Origin of the sequence: Rhodococcus sp. RS1C4 (assembly GCF_002258225.1) — a bacterium.
Taxonomy (GTDB): domain Bacteria; phylum Actinomycetota; class Actinomycetes; order Mycobacteriales; family Mycobacteriaceae; genus Rhodococcoides; species Rhodococcoides fascians_E.
Genome location: NZ_NOXZ01000035.1, coordinates 93,018 through 99,510 on the forward strand (window position 1 = coordinate 93,018; position 6,493 = coordinate 99,510).

Below are 6,493 nucleotides of genomic sequence, written 5' to 3' on the forward strand. Positions count from 1 at the left end.
CGGCTAGGACCGCAACAGCGCGGACGCCGTTTCCGGCAGGACCGCGCCGACCTTCCGTCGATACAGTTCTGCCGGACGGCCACCCGCCGCGACGGACGTCGCACCGGTCCCGTCGAGGGCCGGTGACACGTGGCGTCTGAACGTGTCCTTCGGGAATCGATTCCCGAACACCACCTCGTACAACTGCTTCAGCTCGAGCAGCGTGAACTCCTCACCGAGCAGAAGCGACGGATCGATGTTCGACGCATACCGCCGGCGCAGGTCCTCGACGGCGAGAACGACCATGTCGCTGTGGTCGAACGCCAACGGCTGTGATGGCCGATCATCCTCGATGCGAACCACTTTCACACCGATGGGTAGCGAGTCGTACGGAACTGCAGCGCCGTGCGCCATCGACAGGACCCAACCGCGGTCGTCGCGGTCGGGGGCGTCGAACATGCCGATCTGGTGAAACTGCAGTGCCGCGATACCGGCCTTCGATTGCAGCACTCGATGCGCTGCATCGGACAGGCGTTCACCGGGATGAAGGAAGGTACCGGGCAGTGCAAGGCCACGAGGTGAGTCGACGGTGACCACGAACAAGGCGGACTCGTGCACGGTCAGCACTGCGACGTCGACGGCTACCGACGGACGTGGGTAATCCGTCAGTGTCGTGCCCGCGCCCTCGGTCATTCGTCGATGTTAGCGTACCCACTGCTGTTAGCGCGCTGGTGAGTTATCCACTCGGACATCGAACAACGAGGGCTGGTCGAACTGGAGGAACAGCTGGGTCTGTTCGCCGCGGGGAACCGGCGCAGGTGCAGGCCGGGCGGCGCGCTTCAGGCTCGCAGCGACGTCCTCCCAGGCTGCCGCGAATTTGTCGCACAGGACCGCGGCTCGGAGACGGCGTTCGTCGCCCAGCCGGTGGGCGTGCCCACGAAAGCGCTCGGCCGACCACAGTGCGCGCTCGGTGAGTTCGGCCAGGTCCTGGCGACGGCACAACGCATCGACAGTCGCCGCGTCCACGGGACCGCCCGTCAGCTCGCACGCGGCCCGTAGAGTGCCGAGCGTTCCACTGTCGTCGGACCACGTGACCTGTGCAAGAGCATCGGGATGTGTGTGGTCCGGATCGAACACGGTGCCGCCCAGCTCGGACGCGAACCCGGTGTCGATGCGGTCCGCGAACAGACCGAGCGAATAGATGGCGGCAGTGAGGTGCCGAGGGACGAAGGTGCGCGTCGTGACGTCGACACCTGCGAACAACTGCCCACCCGCAACGACGAAGTTGATCTCCTTCCATCGTGTGCCGAGCCAGGCCATCTTGCGTGACAGAGCAGTGGAGTGCCGAATACCGGTCACGAGAGGAGCGTGCAGTCGGACGGCCGTGGCGTCCGGACCGAGACACACGTGGACCGGTAATGCGAATCCACCGATTGCTATGTCGCCGTTGTCTTCCTGTGAGATGTCGATACCGGCTGCGCGAAGGGTGTCGATCATGAGAGCGCGAAGATGATCGATGTCCAGCGGTACCAGTGCGGTGGAATCGGTGCGGCGAGGATCGGCGGCGGTGCGAAACTGGCGTCCGCTGCCGCCCTCCGCGTCTGCGGACAGGAACGCCGGGTGGGTGACGTGCCAGACGGACCGGAACGCAGTGACGATTCGCTCCGCGAGATCAGCCGCGTCGGTGCGGTTGCACTGCAGGGAGCAGCTTTTCACTCCGAAGACGTCTCGTTCACCCGGCGTGGCCCACCCCAGTTCGCGGAGCTTCTCGTCGTCGCCCACCGGCGGCTCGATCCCGTCGTAGAGGTAGCTTCCTAGCGCAGCGTCCGACACAATCTCTCCATCCGGACCCGAGGACACTCGGATCCACGGCGAGTCCCCGTCTCTCCGGTCCACCCCAGACTCCGCACTCAACGTCAGTTCCTCACCGTCGGGCATCTCCGCGACGAACGCGGCGAGATCCGCCTGGTAGGTGCGCCACGCACTCTCGATGAAGTCGATGAGATCGAAGTTTCTGTCGTTCACTGCGCACCCCTTGTCACTGACGTCATTGCTTGCGCGGCAGCCGAATCGGCCTGCGACAAGAACTGTATCGGTGGGGTCCGACAAGTTCGGCGAGCTCAGTTCTCGCAGCCGACGCCGTCGCCGTCACGATCGAGTTTGGAGCTGTAGCCGGGATCGCCTGCGTAGATCGGTGCGGCACCGGCAGCCCGAACCGCGGCGCAGTTGGCGTAGGAGACGTACGACGGAACCGCCGCTGCCGCGGGGGCCGGTGGCACGTACTCCGGCTCGGGCTCGGCGATGTAGACCGGTGCGGGCTCGGGAACGTACGGCACGGTAGTGGTGGGCGGAGGCGCATAGACGGTGACGGTCTCGGGAGCAGGCGCGAGGGTGGTCGTCGGTGCGGTGGTAGTCGGCGCGACCGTTGCCGTGGAAGTGGTCGTCGTCGGTCGTGTGGTCGTCGGGCGGGTCGTCGGTCGTGTGGTCGTCGGGGACACCTCGGCGATAGCCGGTGCAGCGAACGCCGCCGGGGCGGGTACGTCCTCGGAGTGTGCTGTGGGAGCAACGATGCCGACGGCGACGAGCGCGGGAATGGCTGCCAAGGCAGGAGTTGCCCAGACGACTCGGCCATGGGAGGGCTTGACGATCAAGTACAGCGCACCAGCCGCGGCGACACACAGTCCGAACACGATGCCGGGGAGCGAGAAGTCCGCGATGGACGCGAGGAGGACCAGCGCGCCGAGTACTGCGGCGCACCACGCGATGATCCGGCCGATCAACGGTCGGGGTCGCTCGGGTCGTTCAGCGCCGGGGAAGACGTAGGGCTGGGAGAAAGGATCGGTCATGGGGGGAGTCCTCGAGTGCTGGAAAAGTGGCGCGTGAGCACCGTGACCAGTCGAGACGGCCGATCGATCATGTCGACGGATCGCTTTGTCGTACGACGGTGGGGCTCGAAGCGAGAATCCGGCTGCCGCGGACTGTTTCACGGGGCCGTGTGCTGTATTCCGAGCACCATGTCGTACGTACCGCGTAGTTCGTTACAGGTCGTCCGGATCCTGATCTCCGAACGGTTCCGCCAGCGACACACCCGCAAGAACGGCAGGTCGCAGTGCCTCGGGAACCGTCAATGCGTCGTCGGCGGAGACCAGTACGGTTTGCTCCTGCAAGGCGCGGATCCGGTAGTCGATCAACTGCGCCGTCCGCAGGTCCTCGCCTTCGAGGCCCTCGTAGTCCTCGTCCGCGTTGTCGAGGGGCAGGTCCTCGGTCATAGCCGCGAGCAAGGTCTGGATGGCAAAGGTGTTCGACAGGGACATCGAGACGTCGGTCTCGCTCATGCTGAGTTGGTGGCGGATGTGCTGGGTGAGGACGTCTCGAAGCACGTCGACGGATCGCGAGGAGAAACTGTCCACCGCCGAGCCCGGCACGACCCGGGTGCCGTCCGTCTCCAGAATGTCGGTGGCGAAGGCGACTGCCCAGTGGTCGAGGGCCGTGATGTTCTCGGGCTGCGGTTCGTGGTCCGAGTGGTCGTGCTCGCCTTCCTCGGACAGCGCCGTCGACAGTTCGGGAATGTCGTTCACCGAGGCACCGGATCCCACCCGATCGACCAAGGCCGCGACACCGGCCACGACGGGAAGTGCGGCCAGTGCTGCCGACTCGTCGGCCGGCGCGACGAGCGGCAACTCGATGTCGTCCGGGGCGAGGACGTCCGGATCGTTGTCGATGAAGTCGGTGAGGTCTTCCATGCAGTGCGCGAAGTCCTCGTCGCTACCGGTCCATGCGTCGGTCTCGTCGAGGAAGGTGAGGAATTCGAGCAGCGTCACGACGATGTTCGTTGCTGCGGCAGCACCGTTGTCCGGATCGGAGTCCTCGATCCGCTCGACGGCGTCGACGATGAAGTGGGCGTCGTTCGGAGTCCAGGAGGTCACGACGAATCCCGGGTTGGCCCGGTCGACCTGACCCAGCGTCGTCTTCACCAGGCTCACGACGCGGTCGGCGTGCTCACCCATGTCGCGATCGGTGAGCCAGGAGTGGAAATGTTCCAGCAGGGCATGGGGGATCGTGGATGTGCGGGCAGCGGAGCCTGCGGATTGATGCCGTCGGGCACGCGCCTTCGTTTTCGCTGCGCGCTTCTGCCCCCGGCTTGCCGGTCCTTTGGATCCCATGAGCGCCTAGTTTAATGGCTGCGACGACGCGCTCGGCGCACCGCCGCAGCCATTGTCACTAGGACGACAGCTGCGGCTGGCGGTCCGTCGGCGGCGTGACGTCGTCGTCGCTGAACGGGTCGCCGTTACGCGGGCTGTTGTACCGGGCTTCGTCGAGGATGCCCTCGCGCTTGGCGACGATCGCCGGGACGAGCGCCTGTCCGGTCACGTTGACGGCCGTGCGGCCCATGTCGACGATCGGCTCGACCGCCAGCAGCAATCCGACGCCGGCGAGTGGCAATCCGAGCGTCGACAGTGTCAGAGTCAACATCACCGTCGCACCGGTGGTTCCCGCGGTCGCGGCGGATCCGATGACGGAGACCACGACGATCAACAGGTAGTCGGTGAACGTGAGGGAGACGCCGTAGAACTGGGCGACGAAGATGGCGGCGATGGCGGGATAGATTGCCGCGCAACCGTCCATCTTGGTGGTGGCGCCCAGCGGTACTGCGAAGGATGCGTACTCACGCGGCACACCGAGATTGCGTTCGGTGACGCGCTCGGTGAGGGGCAGCGTGCCGATCGACGAGCGCGAGACGAAGCCCAGCTGCGTGGCGGGCCACACGCCGGAGAAGAACTGGCGAACCGAAAGTCCGTGCGCACGAACGATGACGGGGTACACGACGAAGAAGACGATGGCCAGGCCGACGTAGATGGCGACGGTGAACACGCCGAGGGAACCGATCGCATCCCACCCGTAGGTCGCGACCGCGTTCGCGATGAGTGCGGCCGTGCCGATGGGGGCGAGCCGGATGATCCACCACAACACCTTCTGCACGATCGCGAGCAACGATGCGTTGAAGTTCAGGAACGGCTCCGCTTTCTCGCCGATCTTCAACGCCGCGATGCCGATGGCGACCGCGATCACGAGAAGCTGGAGAATGTTGAAGCTCAGCGAAGTGGTTGCTGTGCTGGCGATTCCGTCACCGGCAGCTTCGGTGGTGACCGATGTCTTCGACCCGAGCGCGAAGAAGTTGTTCGGTACCAGCCCGGTCAGAAACGACCACCAGGAACCGACACTGCTCGGGTCCTTCGCGGACGTCGCTTCGACGCCGGTGCGTGAACCCGGTTGAGCGACCAGACCGATGACGATTCCGATGATCACGGCGATGAACGCGGTGATCGCGAACCACAACAAAGTCTGGACCGCCAACCGGGCAGCGTTGGCTACCTGGCGAAGATTCGCGATCGAGGACACGATGGCGGTGAACACCAGCGGCACGACTGCGACGGTGAGCAGCTTGACGTAACTCGACCCGATGGTGGCGACGGTGCCGACCAGCCAGTTCTCGTTACCGTCGGCCGCGTCGGGCATCGATCGTGCGATGAGACCGAGAACGACGCCGAGGATCAACCCGGCGACGATCTGAGGCCCGAAGGATTTTGCCCACGTGGGTATGCGGGACGCGCGCGTAGTACTGGGCGCAGACATGAAGATGCCTTTCGACAGGAAAAGAGGTGAGGGCGGAGAAGCCCTTCGAATCAGAGAATGCGACGCCGAGACGACTCGGTCACAGACAGAGAGAGCTCGCTTGTAGGCGCAGGTCGACGTAGCGTCGACTGGTCAGGAGCGGCATCACTTACTGGAGATTACTCCCAGTTGATTCGACCTCGAACGTGCGCCCGGGTTCAGTAGTCGACCCGGAACCCGCCGATGAGGGTGATGGTGTTGCCGTCGGGGTCGAGAACCGTCGACAACCGAACGCCTTTGTTCGCGTCGACGACGTCACCGGCGTCGATACCTCGGGATGCGAGTTCCGCGCGGTGAGCGTCGAGATCGTCGATCCCGAAATTCAGCAGACCGGTGCCTGCGCGTACGTCGTCGACGGTGACCTGCACCCACCCGACATCGGTCACCTTCCATTCGACGAGGGTCGGCATCGGGTTGTTGGTGGCAGGCGCCCCGAAGAACGACGAGTACCACGTTTCGGCTGCGTCGATGTCCGTCACCGGTACGACGGCGAGTACGTGTTCGATGGCCATGAGGTGTCCGTTCGTCAGGAGAACTGTGCTTCGTACACCTATGAAGACCCGCGCCGGCGTGCGAAGTCATCGATCTCAGGCGAAGGTGCCTTTCAGATAGCCGACGACCGCCGCGGTTTCGGGAGATCCCCGGTGGCCCAGGTACCCGTCGGGCCGCACGACGAACACCTCGGGACCGGCAATCGAATACGCGTCGCGAAACTGCCCCTGCGCGTCGACGATCACCGGCAACGTCGAGTCGACCCGCTCGGCGACCACCAGGTAGGCGTCGAGCAGGCCGTGTGCCGCAGAGAGGGCGTCAGCTGCCAGTTCCTCGTACTCCGCCACCC

Annotated in this window: 6 protein-coding genes and 1 pseudogene; all 7 read right to left on the reverse strand. The window is 65.1% G+C overall.

What is annotated here, in order from left to right; genetic code table 11:
• Positions 1 to 3: 3 nt before the first annotated feature.
• A complete protein-coding gene (locus CH289_RS18475; protein WP_094728350.1) occupies positions 4 to 672 on the reverse strand; it encodes an NUDIX hydrolase in 669 nt (222 codons plus the stop codon).
• A 27-nt stretch (positions 673 to 699) separates the two neighbouring features.
• The gene (locus CH289_RS18480; protein WP_094728351.1) at positions 700 to 2,004 is read right to left on the reverse strand and encodes a T3SS (YopN, CesT) and YbjN peptide-binding chaperone 1; all 1,305 of its coding nucleotides are present in this window, start codon (positions 2,002 to 2,004) and stop codon (positions 700 to 702) included.
• Between the two features lie 95 nt (positions 2,005 to 2,099).
• Positions 2,100 to 2,825, reverse strand: a complete 726-nt coding sequence (locus CH289_RS18485) for an excalibur calcium-binding domain-containing protein (RefSeq protein ID WP_094728352.1) — start codon at positions 2,823 to 2,825, stop codon at positions 2,100 to 2,102.
• A gap of 192 nt (positions 2,826 to 3,017) precedes the next feature.
• Positions 3,018 to 4,142 (reverse strand): hypothetical protein, encoded by a 1,125-nt coding sequence (locus CH289_RS18490; RefSeq protein ID WP_256977335.1) that lies wholly within the window; start codon positions 4,140 to 4,142, stop codon positions 3,018 to 3,020.
• A gap of 58 nt (positions 4,143 to 4,200) precedes the next feature.
• Positions 4,201 to 5,613, reverse strand: a complete 1,413-nt coding sequence (locus tag CH289_RS18495) for a dicarboxylate/amino acid:cation symporter (protein WP_020113013.1) — start codon at positions 5,611 to 5,613, stop codon at positions 4,201 to 4,203.
• A gap of 197 nt (positions 5,614 to 5,810) precedes the next feature.
• Complete coding sequence (locus CH289_RS18500; RefSeq protein WP_020113014.1) at positions 5,811 to 6,164, reverse strand: VOC family protein; 354 nt, start codon at positions 6,162 to 6,164, stop codon at positions 5,811 to 5,813.
• Positions 6,165 to 6,239: 75 nt separating this feature from the next.
• Positions 6,240 to 6,493, reverse strand: a pseudogene (locus CH289_RS18505) (pentachlorophenol monooxygenase); the annotation flags it as partial.